This window comes from Streptomyces sp. NPDC048297 (assembly GCF_043201585.1).
Taxonomy (GTDB): Bacteria; Actinomycetota; Actinomycetes; order Streptomycetales; family Streptomycetaceae; genus Streptomyces.
Genome location: NZ_JBICZA010000017.1, coordinates 38,174 through 62,547 on the forward strand (window position 1 = coordinate 38,174; position 24,374 = coordinate 62,547).

Sequence of the window (24,374 nt, forward strand, 5' to 3'; positions counted from 1 at the left end):
TGCGCGCCCGGCGCAACCGGCGCGAGGCCGTCGAGGCGTTCGTGGCCGCGACCCGCGGTGGCGACTTCGTGGCCCGGGACGAGAAGCCCGACAGGGACCCGGAGGCCGAAGTGGACCAGTGACAGTGAGGGTGATTGGACCAGGATCCTGTGCCATTCCCGTACTAGCGTCGTCGTCATGACGCACTCCGAACACGGCCGTACGACCACCCCGACCAGGGTCGACTTCTACTTCGACCCCGCCTGCCCGTTCGCCTGGATCACCTCCCGCTGGATGCTGGAGGTCGAGCACGCCCGCCCCCTCGACCTCCGCTTCCACGTCATGAGCCTGTACCTGCACAACACCGGCAACGAACTCCCCGACTGGTACCGGGACCTGGTCGACCGCTCGATCGGCCCGGTGCGGGTGGCCGTGGCCGCCGCCGAACGGCACGGTGAGAAGGTGCTGCGCGACCTGTACACCGCGTTCGGCACCCGCATCCACGAACAGGGCGTCAAGGACTTCGACGTGGTGATCGCCGAGTCCCTGGCCGAACTCGGGCTGCCGGCCGAGCTGGCGGAGGCGGCGCACGAGACGTCGTACGACGACGCGGTGCGCCGCAGCCACGAGGCGGGGTTCGAGCCGGAGTCGGGCGGCTACGTCGGCACGCCCACCATCCACGTCGACGGCACGGTGTGGTTCGGGCCCGTCCTGCGGGCCGTTCCGCGCGGCGCCGACGCGGCGGAACTCTTCGACAGCTTCCGGGTGCTGGCCCGCCACCCCGACCTCTTCGAACTCAAGCGCACCCGCACCGGAGCGCTCCGCTTCGACTGACGCGCGAGCACGGCGGCGGCCCGGGTGTCAACACCACGGCCCCTTCGCGAGCTTGGCCGATAACCGTCCATAAGCGCCGGTCACGGGCCCGTCCCGTGTGACACGCAGGCCCGATGTGACGCAGAACGTATAGCCGGTCACGGTCCGACGTCACAGGGGAGCGCCGGACCGTGACCGGCCCCTGATTCCGGCCGCCCGCGGCGGATCCGCCCCGGGCGGACCCCGTCCCGCGCCCGCCGTGCCGCCCCTGGCGTGCCACGCGCCCGCAGCGGCGTGAGGGTGGTGCGCAGGCAAGGGGCAGGGCCCGGTCAACGGATGTCCTTCACCCGTATGGGTGACGATTTTCAGCCTCTGCCCACACGCCCGGCCGTCAGGTCCACGGTAAGGAGTCGGTAGGGCGATGCGCGATCTCGGTAACGTCGGCGGCACCAGCGAACTCGGTGGTGCGCCCTCACCGTAGCCCGCACCCGACCGCCCCTCGGATCAGGAGTGAGGACAGGACTTGAGCACCTACAACTTCCATGGCAGCAGCCCCGGCCAGTACGAGGCGGGGTACGACCTGGAGCTTCTGACCCGGCTCGCGGCCCTGCTCGTCGAGGCGCTGAGCGTGGAGTACCCCCACCTCGTGCCGCACGGACAGGTGGTCCAGGACGCCGTGGCCGAGGCCGTCGGCGACGGCCTGCCGCCCAACCGGGGCCGGATCCGCATCAACCTGGAGAACGTCATGATCGGGGCCCGCGCCGGCACCGCCAGCCTCGGCTGCTGCCAGCAGCTCCTGCACGAACTGGACCTGTGACCGCCGGACGGCCCCGCCCCCACGGGGCCGTCCGCCCGGCACCGGCAACCGCTCAGAAAGCCTCACGGAACCCCGGGGACCTTCACGGAACTCACGGATCCGGGTCAGGCGCCCAGCGCCAGCGGGACCGCCCTGGCCGTCTCGTCGTACCGCTCCAGCAGCACCCGCGCCACCTCCGGCGCCGGGCCCAGCACGTCCGCCAGCACATCGGCGTCGGCCGCCCCGCGTGCGATGCGGTCGGGGAGGAAGCCGGGGGCCAGGACGTACGGGGCGACGGCCACCCGCTCGCAGCCGGCGGCGCGCAGTTCGCGTACGGCGTCCTCGGTGCGCGAGAACCCCGCGGGAGAACCGGCGGAGGCGAACGCGGGTCGCACGGCGCACCAACCGGTGTGCCACCACTCCCGCGCGATATCGGCGATCACCGCGATCGCCTCCGGGTCGGAGGACCCCGCCGAGGCCAGCACGACCCCGGTCGAGGACTTGTCGGCGGACGTCAGTCCCGCCTCGTACAGCCGCCGTTCCAGCGCCGACAGCAGCAGCGGGGACGGGCCGAGCACGTCCGTCTGCCGGATCCGCAGCCGCGCCGGCGCCTCGCGCAGCACGGCGGGGATGTCGGCCTTCGCGTGGAACGCGCGGGTCAGCAGCAGCGGCAGCGCCACCACGTCCCGCACCCCCTGCGCCGCCAGCGACTCCAGCACGCCCCCCACGGAGGGGACGTTGAAGTCCAGGAAGCCGGTCTCCACGCGCAGCCCCGGCCGCAGCGACCGCACCCGCCGCACGAGGGCGTGCACGGTCGCGGCGTGCCGCGGATCGCGGCTGCCGTGGGCGATCACCACGAGGACGGGGCGGGCCGGCGTGCGCATGGGGTGCCTCAGCCCTTCACCAGCAGGCCGCGGGTGCGCAGCACCCACCGCTCCAGCGGGCTGAAGATCAGCAGGTCGATCGCGATGCCGACGAACAGGATCAGGAAGATCGCCTCGAACACCATGGCCATGGAGCTGGCGTTGCGGCCGTTCTCCAGCAGCGCGCCCAGGCCGATGCCCAGGTCCGGCGAGGAGGCGATGATCTCCGCGGCCATCAGCGAGCGCCAGGAGAAGGCCCAGCCCTGCTTCAGACCGGCCAGATAGCCCGGCAGCGCGGCCGGCAGCACGATGTGCCAGGCGCCCTTCAGGCCGGTCGCGCCCATCGTGCGGCCCGCCCGCAGGAACAGCGGCGGAACCTGGTCGATGCCGGAGACCAGGCCGTTGGCGATGGACGGCACCGCGCCGAGCAGGATCACCGCGTACATCATCGAGTTGTTCAGACCCAGCCAGATCACCGCGGGCGGCACCCATGCCACCGACGGCAGCGACTGGAGGCCGGACAGCACCGGGCCGATCGCGGCGCGCAGAAACTTGACCCGGGCCACCAGCAGGCCCAGCGGGGTGCCGATGGCCAGCGCGAACAGGAAGCCCAGCAGACCGCGCGAGACGCTGGTCCATATGTAGCCGAGCAGCGTGCCCTCGAGCCAGGCCTTCTTGAACTCGGCGCCCACGTCGGCGGGGGAGGGCAGCTTCGTCGGATCATCGACGATCTTGAACGAGATCAGGGCCTGCCACACGAGCAGGACCAGCACGGTCGCGACGAGCGGCGGCAGGATCTTGTCGACGAAGGTCTTGCGCAGCGGAGTCCGGCCGGTGACGGCCGTCTCCAGGGCGTCCAGGCCCGCCTCGACACTTCCGGCGTCGGCAGTTCCCGCCCGGACATCTCCCGCGTCGGCGCCTGCCGCCTCGACATCTCCCGCGTCGGCACTTTCCGCGTCGGCGCGGGATTCGTCGGCGTCTGCCCCGTCGGCGTTCTTCGCGTCCGCGGGGTTCTTCGTCTCAGTGCTGGCCATGTCGGCGGATCTCCCCACGCAGTACATCGGTGATCTCGAGGGACAGTTCGGCCACCGGCGCGTCCTCGATGCGCCGGGGCTGCGGGAGGTCCACCCGCCACTCGCGGGCCACCCGGCCCGGCCGGGACGACAGCAGCACGACCCGCTGGGCGAGCCGCACCGCCTCACGCACGTTGTGCGTGACGAACAGGACGGACACCCCCGTCTCCGTCCAGATCCGGGTCAGTTCGTCGTGCAGCAGGTCGCGGGTGATCGCGTCCAGAGCCGCGAACGGCTCGTCCATCAGCAGCAGCTGGCTGTCCTGCGCGAGCGCACGGGCCATGGCCACGCGCTGGCGCATACCGCCGGACAGCTCGTGCACCCGCTTGCCGTACGAGCCGCCCAGCCGGACCAGTTCGAGCAGCTCCTCGGCCCGCTCGCGCCGCAGGTTCTTCGGAACTCCCCGCAGTTTCAGGGCGAGTTCGATGTTCTTGCCCGCGGTCAGCCACGGGAACAGGGCGTGCTCCTGGAACATCAGGGCGGGCCGCCCATGGGTCGCGATGCCGCCGGCGGAGGGCTCGTCGAGCCCCGCCACCAGGTTCAGCAGCGTCGACTTGCCGCAGCCCGAGGCCCCCAGGAGGGTGACGAACTCGCCCGGTGCGACATCCAGCGTGATGTCGTCGAGAACGAGCTGCTGCCCGGTGGGCCCGGCGAAGGACTTCGAGACGTGTTCGATGCGGGCCGCGTAGTCGACTGCCTCGACCTCGGCGGCCTTGGCGAGAGCGGTTGCCATGGTCGTCACCTCCTGGGAACGGGGATCCGGACTTACTTCGCGCCGAGACCGGCGTCGCTGACGGAGCGCTCACCCGCGGCCACGAGGACCTTGTTCAGGAGAGTGAGGTCGTAGATGCCATCCAGCTTCGGGTGCTCCAGCAGGCCCGCGTCGACCGCGTGCCGCGCCTCGGTGCCGAGGGTCGCGGCCAGGGGGTCGTCGGTGATCCGGATGGACTTCCAGGCCGGGTCCAGGACGTCGGCGGGCAGTGCCTTGCCGGAGTCGATCCCCAGCTGCCTGTTCGCCGCCGCCTTCGCCGCGTCCGGATGGGCGTTGATCCACTTGTTGGTCCCGACCGAGGCCCTCAGCACCGCCTCGACGGCCTTCGGGTGGGCCTTGAGGAAGCTCTGCGACACGATGACGTTCGTGATCACGAACTTCTCGTCCGGCCAGAGAGAGGACTCGTCCAGCAGCACCTTGCCGCCCTCGGCGACCAGCTTCGACGCGGTCGGCTCCGGCACCCACGCGCCGTCGACGGAACCGGACATGAAGGCGTCCGGGGTCACCTTGTTGTCCGTGCGGACGACCGAGACGTCACCCTTGCCGCTCTGCGCGTCGACCTTCCAGCCCTGCTGGGCCGCCCAGTCGAGGAACGCCACGTCCTGGGTGTTGCCGAGCTGGGGCGTCGCGATCCTCTTGCCCTTGACGTCCTTCAGCGACGTGATCCTCTTCGGGTTCACGACCAGCTTCACCCCGCCGGACGCCGAACCGCCGATGATCCTCAGGCTCTTGCCCTGGGACGCGGTGTAACCGTTGACCGCAGGGGACGGGCCGATCCAGCCGATGTCGATGGAGCCCGAGTTCAGCGCCTCGATCTCGGACGGACCGGCGTTGAACACCTGGTACCCGGCCCTGGTGGCACCCAGCTCCTTCTGGAAGAAGCCCTTCTGCCTGCCGACCAGAGCGGTGGCGTGCGTCAGGTTGCCGAAGTAGCCGATCCTCACGGAGTCGAGGCCGTCGGTCTTCTTCGCCCCGGCGGCGATCCGGGCGCCGGCGGTGTCGTTCCTGCTCTGCGAGCCGTAACCGCACGCGGCCAGGGTGAGCAGGGGGAGCGCGGCGGCCACCGCGAGGGTGCGTCGGAGGGCTGAGTTGGCAGGCACGGGAGGTGTTCCTCTCGTTGTCCCGGCGGGCACGGTCTCTCAGGTCGTGGCCGGGAGGTCGGCAGGTCTGCGTCTACGGCGGTGCGGGGTGAGGGCGCGCATGCGGTGCGCGTACGTCAGCACACACATCGCGCCATCCCGCCCTGTCCTCCCTCGAACTCCGTTCGGGGGGAGCCCCAGCCCACGGCTCGGCCGCCGACGCGGCCGGCCTCCTTCGCGAACGTGGAGCAGACGTCGTTCCGGCTCATGTCAGAAGTCCCACCCGTCGTCCTCGGCCTCGTCCTTGACGGGCTCCGGGGACGCGAACGACTCGCCGACCATGCCCGCGGTGAGCGTGGTGCCGTCGTTCGGGTCGATCAGGATGAACGAGCCCGTGCGCCGGGAGTCGGCGTAGGAGTCGAGCGGAAGGGGCTCCGCGGTGCGGATCTTCACGCGGCCGATGTCGTTGGCGACGAGCAGCCCCGGGTGCGGGTGCAAGGACAGGTCGTCCAGGGTGAGCCGCGACGGGATGTCCTTCACGATCGCCTTGACCGTGCGGGTGCCGTGCTTGAGCAGCACCCGGTGGCCGACGGTCAGCGGCTGGTCCGCGACATGGCAGACGGTCGCCTCCACGTCCTGCGTGGTGGCCGGCGCGTCCTTCGTCGGCACGATCAGGTCGCCGCGCGAGACGTCGATGTCGTCCGCGAGGAGCACGGTCACCGACTGCGTCGTCCAGGCCGTGTCGACCGGCTCGCCGAGCAGATCGATGCCGGAGATCGTCGTCGTACGGCCGGACGGCAGGACGGTGACCCGCTCGCCGACCCTGAAGCTGCCGGCGGCGATCTGGCCCGCGTAGCCGCGGTAGTCGGGGTGCTCGGCACTCTGCGGCCGGATCACGTACTGCACGGGCAGCCGGGCGTGGCAGTGCGCCAGGTCGTGGCTGACCGGGACGGTCTCCAGGTGCTCCAGGACGGTGGGGCCGCCGTACCAGTCCATGTGCGCGGACGGCTCCACCACGTTGTCACCGGCGAGCGCCGAGATCGGGATCGCGGTGACCTCGGGGACGCCCAGTTCGAGCGCGTACGCCGTGAACTCCTCGGCGATCGCCGCGAACACGGACTCCTGGTAGTCGACCAGGTCCATCTTGTTCACGGCCAGCACCACGTGCGGCACGCGCAGCAGCGCGGCGATCGCCGCGTGCCGGCGGGTCTGCTCGACCACACCGTTGCGGGCGTCGACCAGGATCACCGTCAGCTCGGCGGTCGAGGCACCGGTGACCATGTTGCGGGTGTACTGCACATGGCCCGGGGTGTCGGCCAGGATGAACCGGCGCCGGGGGGTGGCGAAGTAACGGTACGCCACGTCGATCGTGATGCCCTGCTCCCGCTCGGCCCGCAGACCGTCGGTGAGCAGCGCCAGGTCGGGGACGTCCTGGCCGCGGCTCGCGGACGCCCGCTCCACCGCCTCCAGTTGATCGACGAGCACCGACTTGGAGTCGTGCAGCAGCCGGCCCACGAGGGTGGACTTGCCGTCGTCGACAGAGCCGGCGGTGGCGAACCGCAGCAGCGTGGTGGCCGGGAGCGCCTCGGTCGTGGTCGTGGTCATGGCTAGAAGTACCCCTCGCGCTTGCGGTCTTCCATCGCGGCCTCGGAGAGCTTGTCGTCGGCACGGGTCGCGCCGCGCTCGGTGAGCCGGGAGGCGGCGATCTCGGCGATCACGGCGTCCAGCGTGGTCGCGTCGGAGTCGACGGCGCCCGTGCAGGACATGTCACCGACGGTCCGGTAGCGCACCAGGCGCTTCTCGACCGTCTCGGTGTCCTTCGGGCCGCCCCACTCACCGGCGGTCAGCCACATCCCGTGGCGCTGGAACACCTCGCGCTCGTGCGCGAAGTAGATCTCCGGCAGCTCGATGCCCTCGCGGTCGATGTACTGCCACACGTCCAGCTCGGTCCAGTTGGACAGCGGGAACACGCGCACGTGCTCACCGGGTGCGTGCCGGCCGTTGTAGAGGTTCCACAGCTCGGGGCGCTGGCGGCGCGGGTCCCACTGGGAGAACTCGTCGCGCAGCGAGAACACCCGCTCCTTGGCGCGGGCCTTCTCCTCGTCACGACGGCCGCCGCCGAAGACCGCGTCGAACCTCTCGCTCTGGATCTTCTCCGTCAGCGGGAGGGTCTGCAGCGGGTTACGGGTGCCGTCGGGACGCTCCTTGAGCACACCGCGGTCGATGTAGTCCTGCACGGACGCCACATGCAGGCGCAGCGAATGCCGGGCGACCGCGCGGTCGCGGTACTCCAGCACCTCCGGGAAGTTGTGCCCGGTGTCCACGTGCAGCAGCGAGAACGGCACCGCCGCCGGCGCGAACGCCTTCAGCGCCAGGTGCAGCATGACGATGGAGTCCTTGCCGCCGGAGAACAGGATCACCGGGTTCTCGAACTCCCCCGCCACCTCGCGGAAGATGTGCACCGCCTCGGACTCCAGCGCGTCCAGGTGCGAGACGGCGTACGGAGTGCCCGTACCGCCCTCGGTCTTCGCCACGGTCGTCATGCCGCGCCCCCTTCGTTCGCTTCTTTGCCCGCGCGGCGCACAGGCGCGGCCGTCGTCGTCGTCCGCGGCCGCGTGGCCGCGCGTGCGTCGCTCACAGGAGTCCCTTCTCACCGAGCAGGGCGTACACGGACGCCGCGGATTCCCGCACGCTCTGGTGCTGCGACTCGATGCGCAGGTCGGGCGACTCGGGTTCCTCGTAGGGGTCGTCGACCCCCGTGAGCCCGGTCAGCTCGCCCGCGGCCTGCTTGGCGTACAGGCCCTTCACGTCCCGCACCGAGCACACGTCGACCGGGGTCGCCACATGGATCTCCAGGTACGGCGTGGTGTTCTCGTCGTGCCGCTCGCGCACCGCCTCGCGGCTGTCCGCGTACGGAGCGATCACCGGGACGAGCGCCTTGACGCCGTTGCGGGCCAGCAGTTCGGCGACGAAGCCGATGCGCTGCACGTTGGTGTGCCGGTCCTCGCGGGAGAAGCCGAGGCCCGCCGAGATGAACTCGCGGATCTCGTCGCCGTCGAGCACCTCGACACGGTGCCCCTCCTCGCGCAGCCGGCCGGCCAGCTCGTGGGCGATGGTGGTCTTGCCGGCGCTCGGCAGACCGGTGAGCCAGACGGTGGCTCCGGTGGTCACGTCGTTCTCCTGAATCTGATCGTCTGTCATCCGTGCAGCCCGCATTCGGTCTTGGCCCGGCCGGCCCAGCGGCCGGCGCGCGCGTCCTCGCCCTCCAGAACCCGCCGGGTGCACGGGGCGCAGCCGACGGACGCGTAGCCGTCCATCAGCAACGGGTTGGTCAGTACGCCGTGTTCGGCGACGTAGGCGTCCACGTCGTCCTGGGTCCAGCGGGCGATCGGGGAGATCTTGACCTTCTGCCGCTTCTCGTCCCAGCCGACGACCGGGGTGTTCGCCCGGGTCGGGGACTCGTCACGGCGCAGCCCGGTCGCCCAGGCCGCGTAGCCCTGCAGCCCCTCCTCCAGCGGACGCACCTTGCGCAGCTTGCAGCACAGGTCGGGGTCGCGGTCGTGCAGCTTCGGACCGTACTCGGCGTCCTGCTCGGCGACCGTCTGCCGCGGCGTGAGCGTGATGACGTTGACGTCCATCACGGCCTCCACCGCGTCGCGGGTGCCGATGGTCTCCGGGAAGTGGTAGCCGGTGTCCAGGAAGACGACGTCCACCCCCTTCAGCACCCGGGAGGCGAGATGCGCGACCACCGCGTCCTCCATGGAGGAGGTGACGCAGAACCGCTCGCCGAAGGTGTCCACCGCCCACTGGAGGATGTCCAGCGCGGACGCGTCCTCCAGGTCACGGCCCGCCTGCTCGGCGAGCGCCTTCAACTCGTCCGCCGTGGACTCCTGCTGAGTCGTCGTCATGTCTGTTCGTCCCCTCCGCCGTCGGCGTGCTTCAGCCCCCGGGCGAGCAGCCCGAGGAACTTCAGCTGGAAGGCGCGGTTGCACGCCCCGCATTCCCAGGCGCCGTGGCCCTGCTCGCTGGGACGCAGGTCCTCGTCACCGCAGTAGGGGCAGTAGAACGGCGCCGCCCGCTCGCTCACGAGAGGGCCTCCTCGCCGGCGCGCGCCGCCCAGGCCGCGAACCGCTCGCCGTCCTCGCGCTCCGCCTGGTACCGCCCCAGCACGCGCTCGATGTAGTCGGGCAGTTCGTCCGAGGTGACCTTCAGGCCGCGCACCTTGCGGCCGAAGCCCGCCTCCAGGCCGAGGGCGCCGCCGAGGTGCACCTGGTAGCCCTCGACCTGGTTGCCCTCGTCGTCGAGGACCAGTTGGCCCTTGAGACCGATGTCCGCGACCTGGATACGGGCGCAGGCGTTGGGGCAGCCGTTGAGGTTGATGGTGAGCGGCTCGTCGAAGTCCGGGATGCGGCGCTCCAGTTCGTCGATCAGCGAGGCGCCGCGCGCCTTCGTCTCGACGATCGCGAGCTTGCAGAACTCGATGCCGGTGCAGGCCATGGTGCCGCGCCGGAACGGCGACGGGTGCACCGTGAGGTCCAGCGCCTGAAGTCCCTCGACCAGGGAGTCGACCTGGCCCTCCTCGACGTCCAGCACGAGCATCTTCTGCTCGGCGGTCGTCCGGACCCGGCCCGAGCCGTGGGTCTCGGCGAGGTCGGCGATCTTCGCCAGGGTCGCGCCGTCCACGCGGCCGACGCGCGGCGCGAAGCCGACGTAGAAGCGGCCGTCCTTCTGGCGGTGCACGCCGACGTGGTCGCGCCAGCGCTCCACGGGCTGGGCCGGCGCCGGACCGTCGACCAGCTCGCGCTTGAGGTACTCGTCCTCCAGAACCTGCCGGAACTTCTCCACACCCCAGTCGGCGAGCAGGAACTTCAGGCGGGCCCGCGTGCGCAGCCGCCGGTAGCCGTAGTCACGGAAGATCGAGATGACGCCCTCGTAGACCTCCGGGACCTCGTCCAGCGGGACCCAGGCGCCCAGGCGCTGGCCGATCTTCGGGTTGGTGGACAGGCCGCCGCCGACCCATACGTCGAAGCCGGGGCCGTGCTCGGGGTGGTGCACGCCGACGAAGGCGATGTCGTTGATCTCGTGCGCCACGTCGAGCAGCGGCGAGCCGGAGATCGCGGACTTGAACTTGCGGGGCAGGTTCGAGAACGCCTTGTTGCCGATGATCCGGCGCTGGATCTCCTCGATGGCCGGGGTGCCGTCGATGATCTCGTCCTCGGCGATGCCGGCGACCGGGGAGCCGAGGATCACGCGGGGCGTGTCACCGCAGGCCTCGGTCGTGGACAGGCCCACGCCCTCCAGCCGGTTCCAGATCTCGGGCACGTCCTCGATCCGGATCCAGTGGTACTGGATGTTCTGCCGGTCGGTGATGTCCGCGGTGCCCCGGGCGAACTCCTGGGAGATCTCGCCGATGACGCGCAGCTGCTCCGTGGTCAGCCGCCCGCCGTCGATGCGCACCCGCAGCATGAAGTACTCGTCGTCCAGCTCCTCCGGCTCCAGGATCGCGGTCTTGCCGCCGTCGATCCCGGGCTTGCGCTGGGTGTACAGCCCCCACCAGCGCATACGGCCGCGCAGATCGTTCGGGTCGATCGAGTCGAAACCGCGCTTGGAGTAGATCGTCTCAATGCGTGTCCGCACATTGAGACCGTCGTCGTCCTTCTTGAACTGCTCGTTGCCGTTGAGCGGGGTGAGGTGACCCACGGCCCACTGACCCTCGCCGCGGTGACGGCTCACCTTGCGTCGGGGCGCGGAGGCGTCAGGGTTCTGTGGGGTGGCGGCCATGGTTCTACGTCCTTCGGGACAGGTGGAAAGAGGCTCTGACCTGCGCACACGGGCGCATGCGGGCATAGGCGCGCGGCATCGCGCGGGCAGGCGAGGAGGTACGGGGGATCGGCGGTGCTGGAAAGATCAGCTCGCCGGACAGATGGCGCTGGACATGCGGCCCAGGTCGACGTGCCGCCGACTCACCAAGGCAATTCCAGTTCCAGACATGACGGAAGCGTGTCACGGCGTTCTGGACACAGTCCAGCTTTATCCAACATGCGGACACCCTTGTCCCGAAATGTGGGACAAGGGTGTCGTCGGTCACACGTGCGGCGGAACGGCTCGTCCCGCCAGGGTCGGGCGGGGCAGGCGCCAGGTCAGGCAGGGCAGGCGCCAGGTCGGGCGGGGTCGCCGCCAGGTCAGGCGGGGTAGGCGCCGGGCCAGGGGCCGGGCGTGGACACCACGGCCTCCTCCTCGACCTTGGTGTCGAACAGCGTGAACCCGCGCCGCAGGTAGTTGGCCATCGCGAACTCGCCGTCCTTGCTGCAGGTGTGCAGCCACACCCGCTTGGTCGGCGTCCGGTCCGGCCACCGCTCGGCCAGGTCCCAGGCGCGCGCGATGCCGTACGACAGCAGATGGCCACCGATACGGCGTCCGCGGAAGGCCGGGAGCAGACCGAAGTAGACGATCTCGACCACGCCCTCGTCCTGCGCCTCCAGTTCGACGTAACCGGCGGGCGTCCCCCGGTCGTACGCCACCCACGTCTCCACACCCGGCCGGTCCAGGAACCCCTGCCACCGGGCGTAGTCCCAGCCGAGCCGGTCCGTCCAGTGGATGTCGCCGCCGACCGACGCGTACAGGAACCGGCTGAACTCGGGGGAGGGGACCTCGGCGCGCACGATCCGCAGGTCGTCGCCCTCGGGCGCGGCGGCCGGCAGAAGATCGCTCGCGGAGGTCTGTTCCAGGGACCAGATGGTGACAGGGACGCTGCTCATGCGGGCCAGGGAATCATCCCGTCCGGCTGTCTGTCGATCGACCGCGTCACGCCGCCCGCTGTTCCGTGGCCGGCGCGCTCACCCCAGCGAGCGGTCGAGCGCCGCCAGCGGGACCGAGAACAGCATCCGGTCCGACAGGGACCACACCTCGCCGGTCTCCTGCCAATAGGAGAGGGAGCCGGTGGACTGGGCCCAGCAGTGGCGGGAGTCGTCCGAGCCGCAGTGCGCGGTCCGCGCGCCACCGGTGTCCTGCCGCCACAGCGCACCGTGACGGTCCGCGGATCCGGACAGCTGTCCCACATACCAGGACGAGCGCGCCACCCCGGCCTTCCGGTACGCCAGCACGCCCCGGATGCCGCCCGCCCGCGTCCGGTACGCCTCGACCGGTTTCGCCACCCCGGCGGCGTCGGTGGCCAGCAGCCCGCCGCGCTCGGGGGCGTCGCTGAACGTGTACCGCCACAGCCGGGTGCGGCGGTCGTCGCCCGGGGCGGTCCACTCGCCGGCGACGAGACTCTCGGGCGCCGTCGTACGGTCCAGGGAGAGCGTGCCGGGGCAGGGCCGCGCGCCGGACGCCGTGCAGTGGCCGGCGGGCAGCCGGTAGGACCCCACGGCGGGCATCACGTACCCGTGGCCGTCGGCGGACCAGCCGCCCGGCACCCGGCCGATCGCGGGGCCGTCCACGGTGGTGCGCTGGATACGGTCCAGGTCGTAGACGTAGAGCGCGTCGGCGCTACCGGTGCGGGTGGTTACCAGCAGCTTGTCCTGGTGCCAGACCATGCCGGAGACACGGGAGGACAGGCCGCGGTAGTCCCGGCCGCCGTCGACCGGCACCACCAGGAGCACCCAGCGGTAGACGGGCCGGGCCGGGTCGTCCGCGTCGACGAACGCGACCCGCGCGAGGCCCCGCTCGGCGGCGGGCCCGGTGGTGGTGCTGTGGGTCCAGCCGGTGAGGATCACCCGGTGGGTGCCCCAGACGCCGTCGTCGTCGGCGTCCCCGGAGGTCGTCACCGAGGCCGGCCGCCAGGCGGTGTCCGCACCCTCGGCCCGGTCCCAGCAGTAGGCGCGGGTGACGGCCGGGGAGAGGGGAAGGGAGTCACGGTCCCCGGAGGAACACTGGGCGCCCGCGCGCATCCGGTGATCGGCGGTGCGCAGCACGGCGTCCACACCGACCGGGCGGCCCATGGACGCGGCGAGCCGGTTCAGCGTGCGGGCGGGCACCAGGTTCTCCTGGAGACGCAGCGCGCCGGTGTCCGACGGGGAGGTCAGCGGCTTGAGCGCGCCGGGGTCCCCGGCGGTCGTGGCCTGAGAGGCGCTGATGACCGTGGCCGCCGCGGTGAGCGCCAGCGCGGTACCGGCCAGGACCGCACGCAGGGCCGCGCCCCGCCTGCGCCTGCGGTGTCTGCCGCGATGCTTCATGTCTCCTCCCGAGGCGGACCAACTGCGCCTGATGGTCCGTACGTTGACCGAGGAGCAGAAGAGAAGGCCCGTCACAGGATGCTACGGCAGTGGGGCGTGCCGCCGGGCGAAGACGCAGCAAATATGCGGTAAGAGTGCTGGGGGCTCGTCGCCTCTCGGTGGACGGACGGCTCGTCCCCCTTCAGGCCTCCCCGGACACCACCCGTCTGCGTGCCACCCCCGGTGCCGTCGACTGGGGCAGCAGGTCGCGGAGGTCGTCGGGGGTGAGCACCTCGACCTCGACGTCCTCGCAGAGACGATACGGCCGGTGCTGCAGAAGGTCCCCCAGATACCGCCGGATCCGCGACATCTCGGCCCGGACGGTGACCGTCCGTGACGGATCGCCGAAGAGGTCGTCCGCCAGCCCCGACGCCCCGCGCCCGGAGCGGTGTTCGGTCAGCAGGTACAGCAACTCGGCGTGCCGGGGGCTGAGTTCGTGCGACCACGAGCCCGCCGTGGCCGTCACCGTCATCGAGCGGCGGGCCGGCCGGGTCAGGTCCAGCACGATCCGCGTGGCCGGGGCCGACTGCGGCTCCTCGGCCGCCCGCAGCAACCACCCCCCGGCCATCGGCTCCACCGCGCACGGGCCCAGCGCGGCCAGCCACCGGCGGCCCGGCCGCAGGGACTTGGGCAGCGCCACCCGCCGTACGTACGGCATCCCGGTCACCGCCGCCGTCCAGCCGTCCCGGTCCACCACCAGCGCCCGCCCGTCCAGCCGGGCCAGCACCGGCGCCGCCACCGCCCGCAGCCGCTCCAGCGAGGCCAGATGCAGTTCGCGCAGGCGCGCCTCGGCGAGCTTGGCCACCGAGTCCACCCAGGCGAGGGTCGCCGGGTGCATGGTCTCCAGCGGACCGCTGACGTCCACCACGCCGATCAGCCGGCCGTCCCTGGGGTCGGTGATCGGGGCGCCCGAGCAGGTCCAGGTGCCGTGCGAGCGTACGAAGTGCTCGGAGGCGAACACCTGGACGGGCCGCCGTACGACCGCCGGGGTGCCCACGCCGTTGGTGCCGACGACGTCCTCCCGCCAGTCCGCGCCGAGTTCGAAGCCGAGCCCGTCGGCCTTGCGCAGCACCTGCGAGGAGCCCTCGCGCCACAGCACCCGCCCCTCCGCGTCGGCGACGACCATGATGTGGTGGGCGACGTCCGCGACCGAGAGCAGTCCCTCGCGCAGCACCGGCATGACGTGCCGCAGCGGCGACTCCTCCCGCCGGCGCCGCACCTCCTCCTCGGGTAACAGCCCCGATCTGAAGTCGCGCTCGGGGTCGACCCCGCTGCGCAGCATCCGTCCCCAGGACTGCTCGATCACCGGCCGGGGCGCGATCCGGGCACGCTGTCCGGCGAGCGTGGCGTCGCGCACCTCGCTCAGCACCCGTGCCGCCTGCGCCGCGTCCACCGCGGCCAGACGCGTCACGTTCATCGGCGGGTTGACCACGGGGACCCTCCCGGAAGGGCGTCGAACACATCGGTCCAGCGGTCCGGGTGGCGCTTCCGGTCCGGCTGCTGCCGACATACTGCCGTTCGGCGCATGCCGGAGGCACACAGTCCGGGCACACTCGCCAACATGTTGCAACCCCTTGCAACCCTGGTGAACGGATGGGGACTGGCTGAGACTTGACCGCGGCGCCGCCCCAGGGTGGCGCTCGTGGCCTTCAACTGGCCCATGAGGTGGGGGTGGTGCCGTGTCGGCGCAGCATCACCCTCGCCGGGGGCTTGGCGGATTCGCGTCCGAGGGTGGGGCTGGCTGAGGGGTGGCGGGTGCGGGTTCGTTGTGGCTGGTCGTGCAGTTCCCCGCGCCTCTTCAGGTTGGGGTGCCTGGTCGGTGATTCATTGCGCGGGGCGGGTGCGTGTTCGTTGTGGCTGGTCGTGCAGTTGCCCGCGCCTCTTCAGGTTGGTGTGCCTGGTCGGTGATTCACCGTACGTCGTGCAGTTGCCCGCGCTCCTTCAGGTTGGGGTGCCTGGTCGGTGATTCATTGGACAGGGCGGGCGCGGTTTACCACTGAGGTGAGGTCGAGGCCGGTCGGTAGGGTGCCGAAGCTTGCGCCGCGGTCGCCTCCCAGGCGTGAGGCGCAGAAGGCGTCGGCCACTTCCGGTGGGGCGTGGCGGACCAGGAGGGAGCCCTGGAGGACGAGGGCGAGGCGTTCGGCCAGGCGGCGGGCGCGGCCCTCGATGCCGTCCAGGTCGGCGAGTTCGCTGAAGAGGTCCTTGACGGCGCGGTCCAGGCGGTGGTCGGCGCCGTGGGCCCGGCCGATCTCCGCGAGGCAGGCGTCGAGGGCGCCCGGTTCGCGCTGGAGCGCGCGCAGGACGTCCAGCGCCTGAACGTTGCCGGCGCCCTCCCAGACCGAGTTCAGGGGGGACTCACGGACCAGCCGGGGCAGGCCGGACTCCTCGACGTAGCCGTTGCCGCCCAGGCACTCCGCGGCCTCGACCGCCACCGGGGCGCACCGCTTGGTGATCCAGAACTTCGCGGCCGGCACCGCGAGCCGCAGGAAGGCGCGCTCCTGTTCGGAGTCGTCGTCGTAGGCGGCGGCGAGGCGCAGGGCGAGCGCGGTCGCGGCCTCGGACTCCAGCGCGAGGTCGGCCAGCACGTTGCGCATCAGCGGCTTGTCGATCAGCGGGCCGCCGAAGGCCTCCCGGTGGGCGCAGTGGTGGATCGCCTGTGCCACCGCCTGCCGCATCAGGCCGGCCGAGCCGAGCGCGCAGTCGAGACGGGTCGCGGCGACCATCTCGATGATCGTGCGCACCCCGCGCCCCTCCTCACCGACCCGGCGGGCCCAGGTGCCGTCGAACTCGACCTCGGCGGACGCGTTGGACCGGTTGCCCAGCTTGTCCTTGAGCCGCTGGATGAGGAAGACGTTGCGGGTGCCGTCCGCGAGGACACGCGGGACGAGGAAGCAGGTCAGCCCCCCTTGTCCCCGGGCGGTGGAGGCCTGGGCCAGCACGAGGAAGCCGTCCGACATCGGCGCCGAGCAGAACCACTTGTGCCCGGTGAGGGTGTACGTCCCCTCCTCGGCGAGCGGCCGGGCCTCGGTCGTGTTCGCCCGTACGTCGCTGCCGCCCTGCTTCTCCGTCATGCCCATGCCGAAGATGGCGCCGGGTTTGGCGCCGGCGGGCCGCAGCTCGCGCTCGTAGATCGTGGAGGTCAGCCGGGGTTCCCACTCGGCGGCCAGCTCCGGGTCGGTCCGCAGCGCGGGCACCGCCGCGTGGGTCATCGACAGCGGGCAGCAGTTGCCCGCCTCCACCTGCGTCCACACCAGGAACCCGGCCGCCCTGCGCACATGCCCGGCCGGCCGCGTCCATGCGCCGGTCAGCCCCGCCGAGACACCCTTGCCGAGCAGCCGGTGCCAGGCCGGATGGAAGTCGACCTCGTCGACGCGACGGCCGTAGCGGTCGTGCGTGCGCAGCCGCGGCGGATGCTCGTTCGCCTGCACCCCCCACTCCTGCAACTGCGCGGAACCCGCGGCCCGCCCCAGCTCGGACAGCTCGCTCAGCACGCCCTCCCGCGACCCGGGACCGGTGTACCGGCGCACCGCCTCGACGAGGGCGCGGTCGGCGCTGAAGACGTCGTATCCGACCAGCGGGGGCGGCTGGTTCGTCACGGTGTGGGTGGGGATGCCTGCCATGGTGGTGAACCTATCCGGGACGGCGGCCACGATGGACTCAGAGTGACACAGCGCGGCCCGTCGGCGCGTCCGGACCCGCCACCGGCCCCGGGGGGTGAGGGCGGCCCCGTTCGGCGGATACCGTTAGGTCGTGCAGCCAGCAAGTGAAACCCCCGAACGGCCGCCCGGCCGCCTCCATCGCGCCAGAGCCCTCTACCGGAACGTCTCCAAGCGCAGGACGACCTGGCTGCTGCTCAAGGACACCGTCAACTCCTGCATGGAGTACCGGATCCTGGGTCTGGCCGCCGAGGCCGCGTTCTTCACGCTCCTGTCGGTGCCGCCCCTCCTGCTGAGCCTCATCGGCCTGCTCGCCTACGTCGACACCTGGACCGGCACGGACACCATCCAGAGCCTGCAGACCAACATCCTCGACGCCGCCCGCACGATCCTGTCGGACAAGGGCGTCAAGGAGATCGCCGAGCCGATCCTGCACGACGTGATCAAGGGCGGCAGACCCGACGTCATCTCCATCGGCTTCCTGTTCGCCCTCTGGTCGGGCTCCCGCGCGGTGAACGTCTTCATCGACACCATCACCGTCATGTACGGCCTCGACGGCGTCCGCGGCATCGTCAAGACCCGGGTGATGTCCTTCCTGCTGTTCATCGTGGCCCTGCTGATCGGCTCGGTCGCGCTGCCGCTGATGGTGGCCGGGCCGGACGCGGTGGTCCGGGTCGTGCCCTGGTCGGAGACGGTCGTCCAGGTGCTGTACTGGCCGGTCGTCATCGTCCTGTCCATCGTCTTCCTGACGACCCTCTACCACGTCTCCGTGCCCGTCCGGTCCCCCTGGATCGAGGACGTGCCCGGCGCACTGGTCGCCCTCGCCATGTGGGTCCTCGGCAGCTTCCTGCTGCGCATCTACCTCACCCACACCATCGAGGGCGCCACCATCTACGGCTCCCTCGCCGCCGCCGTCGCCGTCCTGCTGTGGATCGGCGTGGGCGCCTTCGCCGTGCTCGTCGGGGCGGCCGTCAACGCCGCCATCGACCGGGTGTGGCCGGCCGCCGCCACCGCGGCCGCCCGCGCGGCCAACGACCGGCTGCGCGAGGCCGAGGTCGTCGAGTACGTCAGCCGCGTCGCCGCCGCCCGCGAGTCCGACCCCGAGGACCCGGACATGCCGTCCGAGTTCCCGGAACGCTGGTCCCGCTTCCTCCCCCCGGAGGACGTCACCGCCCGCCTGCGCACCCACGCCAAGAACCCCCACCACCACACCCACGCGGCCCACAAGGCCACGACGGACAGGGCACACCGGGACCAGTGAGGGCACGCCGTCCGCGACTGGCTCCCCCTCCGGCACTCACCGCGTCCGCGGTTGTCTCCCGTTCCTTCGTGCCCCGTTCTCCGTCCTGTCCGCGTGGACACACTCGCAGGCCGGCGGCGATTCCTGGGTGCCGCCGGACAGCGGCGGGCCCGTGCGCCTGCGGGCGGGTGACCTCGCCATCGTCCGCGGCCCGGAACCGTACACCTGGTCGCACTCGCGGCCGGGAGGATCAGCGCCTGGGCGTGGTGGCAGGGGCGTCGGCGCAGCCGGATCGGCGACGGCCCTGCGGCTTTCCGGCTCCGCGGTGATGCTGATCGGCCCCCACCCGATGCGGGACGGGCCCGGCCAGGAGGTGATCCTCGACCGGCTGCTCGACCTGCTCGTCACCTCCGCGCCGCGGGCCCGGCTCTCCCGCCCGGAAGCGGAGGCACCCGCCTGGTACCGGGCTCGCGCCGACCCGGTCGTCGGCCGCGCCCTGCGCCTGCCGCGGGACGACCCGGCGCACCCGTGGACGGTGTCCTCGCCCGCCGCCAGGACCGGCGCCTCCCGCGCCGCCCTCGTCCGCCGCGCCGCGACTTCCTCGCCTGCCGGGTCGGCTACGGCACCACGTTCGCTCTCTCCAGCACCTTCAAACGCGCCTACGGTGTCAGCCCCCAGGAACACCGCGCCCGCGGCACCTGACCGTCCCGGCGCCGTCCGCCGCCCCGCCCGGACGCCGTCCGCCCGGACGTACTCTGGCGTACGTGTACACGGAGCGGGCGTCCCGGCTGAGCGGCGCGGTCGTGTGGACGAACAGTCCCGACGGGGGCGCGGTACGGCCGGTGCTTCCCGACGGCTGCATGGACCTGCTGTTCAGTGAGGGCCGGCTGCTGGTCGCCGGCCCCGACACCCGCGCGCACGCCGTCGAGGGCCCGCCGCGCTCCTGGGCCGGCATCCGCTTCTTCCCCGGCACCGCGCCCGCCCTGCTCGGCGTACCCGCCCACGAACTGCGCGACAGCCGCGTGGACCTGTCCGACCTGTGGCCCGCCGCCCGGGTACGACGGCTGCTCGACCGCGTCGCCGCGGCGCCCGACCCGGCGACCGGCCTTGAGGACATCGCCCTCGACCGGGCCGCACAGCCCGCGGCAGCCCCCGACCCGCTCCTGCACCGCCTGGTGCAGCACCTGGACGAGGGCCGCCCGGTCGCGGCGACCGCCGACCGACTGGGCATCGGCGCCCGCCAGTTGCACCGCCGCTGCCGCACCGCCTTCGGCTACGGCCCCAAGACCCTGGCCCGCATCCTGCGTCTGCGACGCGCCCTGGCGCTCGCCCGCGCCGGAGTGCCGTACGCCGAGACGGCGGCCCGCGCCGGCTACGCGGACCAACCGCATCTCGCCCGGGACGTACGGGAGTTCGCGGGCACGACGCTCGGCGAGCTACTCGCCGGCCAGCGGCGCGAACAGGTCGACGCCGTTGCCGTCGGGGTCGTGCACGGTGGCGTACCGCTGCCCCCAGAAGGCGTCCCACGGCTTCAACTCCCCGTGGTACCCGGCCCCGACCAGATCCTCGTACACGGAGTCGACCTCGGCCGGTGAGCCGCACCGGAAGGCGAGCCCGACCCGCCCCCCACCGGCCGGTGGCCGCCAACCCGGGTGGAAGGAGCGGACGGTCTCCTCGGTGTCCAGGGCGAGCACCAGCCCGCCGGGCAACTCGGCCTCGACATGCGGCTGTTCCTCGGCCCCTTCCGGGAAGACCAGCCCGAGGCGACGGTAGAAGGCGAGCGAGGCGGCCAGATCGGAGGCCACCACACCGATCACGGCGAATCGTGGAGTCATGCCGGACACCGTAGGCAGAGGGCACCGGGCACGTCTTGAAGGAATCGGACACGGTGCCGCCGCGCCACAGGCGGTCGGGACCGCGCCGCCGGGGCTCGCGGACCGTGCAGCGGGGGCTCGCGCACCCTGCAGCCGGGGGTCGCGGACCTCACCGCCGGGGGTCGCGGACCGCGCCGCCGGGCATAAGGTCGCCGCCATGGCTCCCGCTCCCCGGCTGCTCGTCTGCACCCGCACCACGGACTACCGCCACGACTCCATCCCCGACGCCGTCGCCGCCCTGCGCGCGATGCGGCCCTTCGCCGTCGACCACACCGAGGATCCGGCGCGGCTGGAGCAGCCGCTGGAGCCGTATGCGGCGGTCGTCTTCCTCTCCACCAGCGGCGACGTGCTGACCTGGGCCGGGCGCGAGCGCCTCGCCGGGTACGTGGAGTCGGGCGGCGGCTTCGTCGGCGTGCACGCGGCCGCCTGCACCGAGTACGGGTGGCCGTACTACGGCGACCTCCTCGGCGCCCGCTTCGCCCGCCACCCCGCGTACCAGCCGGGCCGCGCCGTCGTCGAGGACGCCACCCACCCCGCCACCCGCCCGCTGCCCGCCGTCTGGGACTTCACCGACGAGTGGTACGACTTCCGGGCCAACCCGCGCGAGAGTGTCCGGGTGCTGCTGCGGGCCGACGAGGAGTCGTACGAGGGCGGCGGGATGGGCGCCGACCATCCACTGGCCTGGTGCCGCACCCAAGGAACCGGACGGGTGTTCTACACGGCACTCGGGCACGCCGCGTCCGCCTATCGCGACCCGCGCTTCCTGGCTCACCTGCGCGGCGGTCTGAACTGGGCGGTACGGCGCTCCGAGTGACGTTTCTGCGGTGAACCCGTTCCGCCGAGCGAGTGAGTAAAGCACGCATAGAAGAAAAGTCACGCACGACTCACGGGAACCTTTTGTCTCGGTAAAGGGCGTCGAGACGCGGCGGCCTCCCACACACCGCGTCACCCACCCACAGAGGAGCCGGACCTTGACTTACGGGAAGAACCTGCGCGACCGGATCGCCGGGCCCGGGACCACACCACTGATCGGCGTGTACGACATGTACTCGGCGTCGATCGCCGCCAGGCACTACGACGGCATGTTCGTCTCGGGTTTCGGCTTCGCGGCCTCGTACTACGGGCTGCCCGACATCGGATTCATCGCCTGGCCGGACATGGTGGCCTTCGTCCAGCGGCTGCGCGGCGCGTTCCCGCGCCACCACCTGCTGGTCGACATCGACGACGGGTACGTCGACCCCGAGGTCGCCTGCCACGTGGTCGAGGGGCTGGAACGCATCGGCGCCTCCGGGGTGATCCTGGAGGACCAGAAGCGGCCCCGCCGCTGCGGCCACGCCGACGGCAAGCAGGTGCTGCCGCTGGAGGAGTACCTGGAGAAGCTGCACAAGGTCCTGGAGACCCGCAAGGACCTGGTCGTCGTCGCGCGTACGGACGCCACCGACGAGCGCGACATCCTGCACCGGGCCGAGCGGCTCGCCGCGACCGACGCCGACGTGATCCTCGTCGACGGCGTGCGCAGCATCGAGTGGATCAAGCGCGTCCGCGAGGTCATCGGCGACAAGCCGCTGCTGTTCAACCAGATCGCCGGCGGCAAGTCCCCCCGCCTCTCCCTCGGCGAACTGGAAGACCTCGGCGTCGACGTCGCCATCTACAGCACCCCCTGCCTGTTCGCCGCCCACGAGGCGATGGACTCCGCGCTGGTGGACCTCAAGGCGGCCGACGGACGCCTGCCCCGGTTCGACCCGGCCGGCGGGATCGGCGTGAAGGCCTCCACCACCCTGCTGGAGCGCAACATCGACCCCGAGCGGCTCACCCCCGAGGGCGTGAGCGTGTGACCCTTCCCCAGCGGAGGGCCACCCGCGCCGGGATGCGGGCGTCGGGAACCGGTATGCGTACATCGGGCGCCGGACCCCGCCTCGGCGTGGCCGCTGCCCTCGCTGCCGCGCTCCTCGGCGTCGGTGTCGGCGTCGCACCCGCGGCTGCCGCTGCGGAGGGTGGTGACGGTGGCAGTGGCAGCAGCAGTCTGATCACCGTCCTCGACAACTCCCACGCCGACTCCATCCTTGAGGTCGACCGCACGGCCAACCTCCAGACCGGCAGCGGTACGGCCGGCAGCGACCACGACGGCAGCGCCGTGGACGTGGTGGAGGCGCTGGTCGGAGCGGCGGGGCACGGCGGGGGCGACTGAGCCGCCGGCGTCTCGCACACGACACGCCACGACAGCAGGACGACGGCCGGGCACCTCGCGTACGGGGTGCCCGGCCGTACGCGGTTCGCCGTATGCCATACGCGGGCATGCCGTACGCCCGTACGCCCGTACGCCGTTCAGCCATGAACGAAGTCCGTGCGCCGGAATACATCCGCGCGATGTGATGCTCTGATGTGAGCGGTGCACGAGCTCGGCGAAGGGCTGGTGGGCGATGACAGCAGAACAGGCGGGCCCCGTGGTCAGGACGCCCCACGGGGCCGTACGCGGCAGGTACGAGCGGGGCATCGCGGTATTCCGGGGCATCCCCTACGCCGCCCCGCCCTTCGGCCCCCGGCGGTTCCGGCCGCCCGAGCCTCCCGCACCCTGGGACGGAGTCCGCGACGCCGGTGCCTTCGGGCCGACCGCGCCGAAACCGCCGTACTCCGAGGCGTTCGCCCAGTACCTCTCCGACCCGGTCATCCCGGGCGAGGACTGCCTCAACCTCAACGTCTGGACCCCCGACCCCAGCCCGCACGCCCGGCTCCCGGTCCTGGTCTGGCTGCACGGCGGCGCCCTGACCAGGGGTTCCTCGGCCGTACCGGTCTACGACGGCAGCACCTTCGCCCGCGACGGTGTCATCTGCGTCTCGGTCAACTACCGACTGGGCGTGGAGGGCTACGGACTGTTCCCCGACGCACCGCCCAACGCCGGCCTGCGCGACCAGCTCGCCGCCCTGCGATGGGTCCACGAGGCGATCACGGCCTTCGGCGGCGACCCGGACAACGTCACCCTGTGCGGACAGTCGGCCGGCGCCATCAGCGTGGGTGCCCTCATCGCCGCGCCCCAGGCCCAGGGCCTCGTCCGGCGGGCGATCCTGCAGAGCGGGCCACCGGAGGCCTCGGAACGCGACAAGGTACGGCGCATGGTCCGCCGGATGGCCACACGGCTGAGGATCCCCGCCACCGCCGCGGCCTTCGCCGCCGTCGACCGCGAACTGCTGCTGCGCACCCAGGCGGAGGTGGGGCGGCTGAGCAGCCCCGTCCTCGGTGGCCCGGCCTTCGGCATCGTCATCGACGGCGACCTCGTGCCCCGCGACCCGCTGCAGGCCCTGATCGACGGGGACGCCGCCCCCGGCATCGACCTCCTCATGGGCTGGACCCGCGACGAGTACCGGCTGTGGCTCGTGCCCGGTGGACTCCTGGACCACGTCGACCGGCTCGGCCCGGTCGCCCTGGCCGGCGCCATGGCCCGCTGCCACGCCGGCCACGAGGTCCCGCGCGGTTATCGCGCCCTGCACCCGGACGCCGGAACCGCCGAGATCGCCGGCCAGATGGTCACCGACCACATCCTGCGCATCCCCTTCCACCGCCTGGCCGACGCCCGCCCCGGCACCTCCCACCTCTACGAGTTCGCCTGGCCCTCCCGCCTCCCCGACCTCGGCGCCTGCCACGCCCTCGAACTCGGCTTCGTCTTCGACTCCGGCGACGTCCCCGAGTCCGCGAAACTCGCCGGCGAGGGCCCCCCGGAAGACCTGGCCACCGAGATGCACGGCTCCTGGGTACGGTTCGCCCGCACCGGCGACCCCGGCTGGCAACCCTGGGACACCACCCACCCGGTCCGCGTCTTCGACACCGGCCGGCCACAGACCACCCACGGCCCCCGCGACCCCGAACTCGCCCTCTGGACCACACCCCCCACCCTCCCCGCCCCCACCGCCGTCCGCCGCCTCCGCCGCTCCGTCACCACCACCCGCCACCACTGACACCCCCAAAGGGCCCGGGGAGCAAAGCTCGTCCCCCCACCCTCTACGGCCCCCGGTCCTCCATCC

23 protein-coding genes and 2 pseudogenes are annotated in these 24,374 nt (G+C 72.1%); 9 read left to right on the plus strand and 16 right to left on the minus strand.

Features of this window, described 5'->3' with window-relative positions:
• Positions 1-177: 177 nt before the first annotated feature.
• Together ACGFYV_RS19970 and ACGFYV_RS19975 are read left to right on the plus strand one after the other, a co-directional pair.
• Entirely contained in the window at positions 178-813 is a 636-nt protein-coding gene (locus ACGFYV_RS19970; protein WP_393879721.1) for a DsbA family protein, read from the plus strand.
• A 502-nt stretch (positions 814-1,315) separates the two neighbouring features.
• Positions 1,316-1,609 (plus strand): hypothetical protein, encoded by a 294-nt coding sequence (locus ACGFYV_RS19975; RefSeq protein ID WP_393879722.1) that lies wholly within the window; start codon positions 1,316-1,318, stop codon positions 1,607-1,609.
• A gap of 104 nt (positions 1,610-1,713) precedes the next feature.
• Here the strand turns inward: ACGFYV_RS19975 and ACGFYV_RS19980 are convergent, their stop codons facing one another.
• From ACGFYV_RS19980 to ACGFYV_RS20050, 15 genes are all read right to left on the minus strand, one after another.
• Entirely contained in the window at positions 1,714-2,472 is a 759-nt protein-coding gene (locus tag ACGFYV_RS19980) for a sirohydrochlorin chelatase (RefSeq protein WP_393879723.1), read from the minus strand.
• An 8-nt stretch (positions 2,473-2,480) separates the two neighbouring features.
• Complete coding sequence (locus ACGFYV_RS19985) at positions 2,481-3,485, minus strand: ABC transporter permease (RefSeq protein ID WP_393879724.1); 1,005 nt, start codon at positions 3,483-3,485, stop codon at positions 2,481-2,483.
• Positions 3,472-4,257 carry an ABC transporter ATP-binding protein gene (locus ACGFYV_RS19990; protein WP_393879725.1) on the minus strand — a complete coding sequence of 262 codons (786 nt, stop codon included), beginning with the start codon at positions 4,255-4,257 and terminating at the stop codon, positions 3,472-3,474. Before ACGFYV_RS19990 ends, ACGFYV_RS19985 begins: the two co-directional genes overlap by 14 nt.
• A 32-nt stretch (positions 4,258-4,289) precedes the next feature.
• On the minus strand, positions 4,290-5,396 hold the full coding sequence (locus tag ACGFYV_RS19995; protein ID WP_393879726.1) for an aliphatic sulfonate ABC transporter substrate-binding protein: 1,107 nt from the start codon (positions 5,394-5,396) through the stop codon (positions 4,290-4,292).
• A gap of 249 nt (positions 5,397-5,645) precedes the next feature.
• Positions 5,646-6,980 (minus strand): sulfate adenylyltransferase subunit 1, encoded by a 1,335-nt coding sequence (locus tag ACGFYV_RS20000; RefSeq protein WP_393879727.1) that lies wholly within the window; start codon positions 6,978-6,980, stop codon positions 5,646-5,648.
• Positions 6,981-6,982: 2 nt separating this feature from the next.
• Entirely contained in the window at positions 6,983-7,918 is a 936-nt protein-coding gene (gene cysD / locus ACGFYV_RS20005) for a sulfate adenylyltransferase subunit CysD (RefSeq protein WP_393879728.1), read from the minus strand.
• Between the two features lie 91 nt (positions 7,919-8,009).
• Entirely contained in the window at positions 8,010-8,546 is a 537-nt protein-coding gene (gene cysC / locus ACGFYV_RS20010; protein WP_393879729.1) for an adenylyl-sulfate kinase, read from the minus strand.
• 26 nt (positions 8,547-8,572) lie between these two features.
• Positions 8,573-9,283 carry a phosphoadenylyl-sulfate reductase gene (locus ACGFYV_RS20015; protein ID WP_393879730.1) on the minus strand — a complete coding sequence of 237 codons (711 nt, stop codon included), beginning with the start codon at positions 9,281-9,283 and terminating at the stop codon, positions 8,573-8,575.
• A complete protein-coding gene (locus ACGFYV_RS20020) occupies positions 9,280-9,462 on the minus strand; it encodes a hypothetical protein (RefSeq protein WP_393879731.1) in 183 nt (60 codons plus the stop codon). The genes ACGFYV_RS20015 and ACGFYV_RS20020 overlap by 4 nt, the downstream gene beginning before the upstream one ends.
• On the minus strand, positions 9,459-11,156 hold the full coding sequence (locus ACGFYV_RS20025; RefSeq protein WP_393879732.1) for a nitrite/sulfite reductase: 1,698 nt from the start codon (positions 11,154-11,156) through the stop codon (positions 9,459-9,461). Before ACGFYV_RS20025 ends, ACGFYV_RS20020 begins: the two co-directional genes overlap by 4 nt.
• Positions 11,157-11,282: 126 nt before the next feature.
• Positions 11,283-11,366, minus strand: coding sequence for a putative leader peptide (locus ACGFYV_RS20030; protein ID WP_309486338.1), 84 nt, complete (start codon positions 11,364-11,366; stop codon positions 11,283-11,285).
• A gap of 191 nt (positions 11,367-11,557) precedes the next feature.
• Positions 11,558-12,133, minus strand: a complete 576-nt coding sequence (locus tag ACGFYV_RS20035; RefSeq protein ID WP_393879733.1) for a GNAT family N-acetyltransferase — start codon at positions 12,131-12,133, stop codon at positions 11,558-11,560.
• A gap of 78 nt (positions 12,134-12,211) precedes the next feature.
• Positions 12,212-13,549: a hypothetical protein gene (locus tag ACGFYV_RS20040; protein ID WP_393879734.1), complete on the minus strand. Its 1,338-nt coding sequence runs from the start codon at positions 13,547-13,549 to the stop codon at positions 12,212-12,214.
• A gap of 181 nt (positions 13,550-13,730) precedes the next feature.
• Positions 13,731-15,005: a GAF domain-containing protein gene (locus ACGFYV_RS20045; RefSeq protein ID WP_393879852.1), complete on the minus strand. Its 1,275-nt coding sequence runs from the start codon at positions 15,003-15,005 to the stop codon at positions 13,731-13,733.
• A gap of 550 nt (positions 15,006-15,555) precedes the next feature.
• A complete protein-coding gene (locus tag ACGFYV_RS20050) occupies positions 15,556-17,208 on the minus strand; it encodes an acyl-CoA dehydrogenase family protein (RefSeq protein WP_393879735.1) in 1,653 nt (550 codons plus the stop codon).
• Between the two features lie 130 nt (positions 17,209-17,338).
• Between ACGFYV_RS20050 and ACGFYV_RS20055 the strand changes: the two genes are divergently transcribed.
• The 3 genes and pseudogenes from ACGFYV_RS20055 to ACGFYV_RS20065 all read left to right on the plus strand — a co-directional run.
• Entirely contained in the window at positions 17,339-18,505 is a 1,167-nt protein-coding gene (locus tag ACGFYV_RS20055) for a YihY/virulence factor BrkB family protein (RefSeq protein ID WP_393879736.1), read from the plus strand.
• Between the two features lie 85 nt (positions 18,506-18,590).
• Positions 18,591-19,186 (plus strand): annotated as a pseudogene (locus ACGFYV_RS20060) (hypothetical protein).
• Between the two features lie 62 nt (positions 19,187-19,248).
• Positions 19,249-19,929: pseudogene (locus tag ACGFYV_RS20065) on the plus strand (helix-turn-helix domain-containing protein); the annotation flags it as partial.
• Here ACGFYV_RS20065 and ACGFYV_RS20070 read toward each other — a convergent pair.
• Positions 19,921-20,319 carry a VOC family protein gene (locus ACGFYV_RS20070; RefSeq protein WP_393879737.1) on the minus strand — a complete coding sequence of 133 codons (399 nt, stop codon included), beginning with the start codon at positions 20,317-20,319 and terminating at the stop codon, positions 19,921-19,923. The pseudogene ACGFYV_RS20065 and the gene ACGFYV_RS20070 overlap by 9 nt on opposite strands.
• A gap of 196 nt (positions 20,320-20,515) precedes the next feature.
• Here ACGFYV_RS20070 and ACGFYV_RS20075 point away from each other — a divergent pair, with 196 nt between their 5' ends.
• The 4 genes from ACGFYV_RS20075 (at position 20,516) to ACGFYV_RS20090 (ending at position 24,308) form a co-directional block, all read left to right on the plus strand.
• Positions 20,516-21,172: a ThuA domain-containing protein gene (locus ACGFYV_RS20075; RefSeq protein ID WP_393879738.1), complete on the plus strand. Its 657-nt coding sequence runs from the start codon at positions 20,516-20,518 to the stop codon at positions 21,170-21,172.
• 157 nt (positions 21,173-21,329) lie between these two features.
• Positions 21,330-22,193, plus strand: coding sequence for an oxaloacetate decarboxylase (locus ACGFYV_RS20080; protein WP_393879739.1), 864 nt, complete (start codon positions 21,330-21,332; stop codon positions 22,191-22,193).
• Positions 22,194-22,246: 53 nt separating this feature from the next.
• Positions 22,247-22,546 (plus strand): hypothetical protein, encoded by a 300-nt coding sequence (locus ACGFYV_RS20085; protein ID WP_393879740.1) that lies wholly within the window; start codon positions 22,247-22,249, stop codon positions 22,544-22,546.
• Between the two features lie 232 nt (positions 22,547-22,778).
• Positions 22,779-24,308 carry a carboxylesterase/lipase family protein gene (locus ACGFYV_RS20090; RefSeq protein ID WP_393879741.1) on the plus strand — a complete coding sequence of 510 codons (1,530 nt, stop codon included), beginning with the start codon at positions 22,779-22,781 and terminating at the stop codon, positions 24,306-24,308.
• Positions 24,309-24,374: the final 66 nt, after the last annotated feature.

Coding starts and splice junctions, on each gene's coding strand:
- ACGFYV_RS19970 (WP_393879721.1), top strand. CDS start 178: ATGACGCACTCCGAACACGGCCGTACGACCACCCCGACCAGGGTCGAC.
- ACGFYV_RS19980 (WP_393879723.1), bottom strand. CDS start 2,472: ATGCGCACGCCGGCCCGCCCCGTCCTCGTGGTGATCGCCCACGGCAGC.
- ACGFYV_RS19985 (WP_393879724.1), bottom strand. CDS start 3,485: ATGGCCAGCACTGAGACGAAGAACCCCGCGGACGCGAAGAACGCCGAC.
- ACGFYV_RS19990 (WP_393879725.1), bottom strand. CDS start 4,257: ATGGCAACCGCTCTCGCCAAGGCCGCCGAGGTCGAGGCAGTCGACTAC.
- ACGFYV_RS20000 (WP_393879727.1), bottom strand. CDS start 6,980: ATGACCACGACCACGACCGAGGCGCTCCCGGCCACCACGCTGCTGCGG.
- cysD (WP_393879728.1), bottom strand. CDS start 7,918: ATGACGACCGTGGCGAAGACCGAGGGCGGTACGGGCACTCCGTACGCC.
- ACGFYV_RS20015 (WP_393879730.1), bottom strand. CDS start 9,283: ATGACGACGACTCAGCAGGAGTCCACGGCGGACGAGTTGAAGGCGCTC.
- ACGFYV_RS20025 (WP_393879732.1), bottom strand. CDS start 11,156: ATGGCCGCCACCCCACAGAACCCTGACGCCTCCGCGCCCCGACGCAAG.
- ACGFYV_RS20030 (WP_309486338.1), bottom strand. CDS start 11,366: ATGTCTGGAACTGGAATTGCCTTGGTGAGTCGGCGGCACGTCGACCTG.
- ACGFYV_RS20035 (WP_393879733.1), bottom strand. CDS start 12,133: ATGAGCAGCGTCCCTGTCACCATCTGGTCCCTGGAACAGACCTCCGCG.
- ACGFYV_RS20040 (WP_393879734.1), bottom strand. CDS start 13,549: ATGAAGCATCGCGGCAGACACCGCAGGCGCAGGCGGGGCGCGGCCCTG.
- ACGFYV_RS20045 (WP_393879852.1), bottom strand. CDS start 15,005: ATGAACGTGACGCGTCTGGCCGCGGTGGACGCGGCGCAGGCGGCACGG.
- ACGFYV_RS20050 (WP_393879735.1), bottom strand. CDS start 17,208: ATGGCAGGCATCCCCACCCACACCGTGACGAACCAGCCGCCCCCGCTG.
- ACGFYV_RS20070 (WP_393879737.1), bottom strand. CDS start 20,319: ATGACTCCACGATTCGCCGTGATCGGTGTGGTGGCCTCCGATCTGGCC.
- ACGFYV_RS20075 (WP_393879738.1), top strand. CDS start 20,516: ATGGCTCCCGCTCCCCGGCTGCTCGTCTGCACCCGCACCACGGACTAC.
- ACGFYV_RS20085 (WP_393879740.1), top strand. CDS start 22,247: ATGCGTACATCGGGCGCCGGACCCCGCCTCGGCGTGGCCGCTGCCCTC.
- ACGFYV_RS20090 (WP_393879741.1), top strand. CDS start 22,779: ATGACAGCAGAACAGGCGGGCCCCGTGGTCAGGACGCCCCACGGGGCC.